Raw genomic sequence first — 1,490 nt, 5'->3', positions numbered from 1 at the left:
AAATGATTGAAACTGAACAAGGCGCCTATGTAAATATTAAGGTCGAGTTAGACCCTAGTGTCCGCTTAGAAGGCTTTAGCCACCTATTTGTCTTTGCCAAATCTCCGTCGATGCCAATGCCTCTGGCGGTTAAGAAAATAGCCGTATCGCCAACTTTGTTCCAAGGTGAGGGACTAATGGTAACATTAACGGAACAGGACGTAATGATGCCTTCTTTGTCATTGTCCTCACAATCAAGTGTTGATATATTCGCCAGATTATCTGTCGACGAAACAGCACCTTATCAACCAGGCGATATTCAAGATAGTCAGTCTGGTGTTACCGTTAATAAACAAGAAAACCGCTCTGAACAGGACACTGTTACAACATTACGTTTGGCTACTGCCGCTCAAACCGAGGAAGGGAAATGAGAAATCTAATTAAAGCCATATTTTTAGCGTCACTCGTTGCGTTATTAAGCGCCTGTGCGCAAAACCCAAGTGAAAAAGCGGCAGCTAGTTTAAATGAGCCAGTAAAAACCAATCAAAACGAACCGTCATTAAATGAAGATGGTAGCTTAGCGGCCGTTCCCGTTGATGAGCAAAAACCGTTTCAACTCGAACCTGCAACCAACACAGAATACGTCGATGAGCGCGACCCGTTTGAAAGTTTTAACCGAAGCATGTGGGACTTCAACTGGGAAGTCCTAGACGTTTATATCCTACGTCCGCTTGCGGTTGGTTACACAAAATTACCAGGACCAGTACAGCAAGGCACTCGTAACTTTGTGACCAACTTAGAAGAGCCAGGCTACGCCCTCAACAGTTTACTCCAGTTGAAATTCAAAAAGGCAGCGCGCGGTGCAGGACGCTTTTTAATTAACTCGACGATTGGCGTGTTAGGTATTTTTGATGTTGCTGATGCAATGGGAATCAAGCGGCACAAAGAAGACTTTGGTCAGTCGATGGCCATGGTTGGTGTCGGCAACGGTCCGTTTGTGATGTTACCTGGCTACGGCCCAACAACCATTCGCGATGGTGTAGGTGATATTGTCGATGGTGAAATTTTCCCTATGTATTTAATCGATTGGCCTTGGTCACTGGTTAAAACAGGCCTAAAAGCCGTTTATTCACGAGCGGACCTGATTCAGCAAGAACGACTTATTAATGGCTCGACCGATCCTTATGTGTTTGTTAAAGAAGCGTATTTTCAGAATTTGAATTATCAGATTTATGATGGGAATCCGCCGATTGAGGAGGAGGAGTTTGAGTTGAGTGATGAGTTTTTGGATGAGATTGATTAGTTGTTCGCTTGATTGACCGCAAAGGTGTATCGGGTTGAGTATTGGGTAGTATTTTGCTCGGCTTATAGACCTAATAAGTAATTCGGTTCGCAAGCAATGTAGTCAATTGATTGACCGCAAAGGTGTATCGGGCTGAGTATTGGGTAGTATTTTGCTCGGCTTATAGACCTAATAAGTAATTCGGTTCGCAAGCAATGTAGTCAATTGA

The 1,490-nt window shown here is 43.8% G+C and carries 2 protein-coding genes; both read left to right on the top strand.

Annotated features, from left to right (window positions below):
• Window positions 1-410 (top strand): c-type cytochrome biogenesis protein CcmI/CycH (locus AC4E96_RS13320; RefSeq protein WP_490256164.1); only part of this gene is annotated, 410 nt, incomplete at its 5' end.
• Window positions 407-1,282, top strand: coding sequence for an MlaA family lipoprotein (locus AC4E96_RS13315; RefSeq protein WP_490256163.1), 876 nt, complete (start codon window positions 407-409; stop codon window positions 1,280-1,282). The genes AC4E96_RS13320 and AC4E96_RS13315, both read left to right, overlap by 4 nt.
• Window positions 1,283-1,490: the final 208 nt, after the last annotated feature.

The sequence above is a fragment of the Psychrosphaera sp. genome (genome assembly GCF_982872775.1).
Note: the sequence above shows the minus strand (reverse complement) of the source record. Positions and strands in the feature narration are given on the sequence as shown.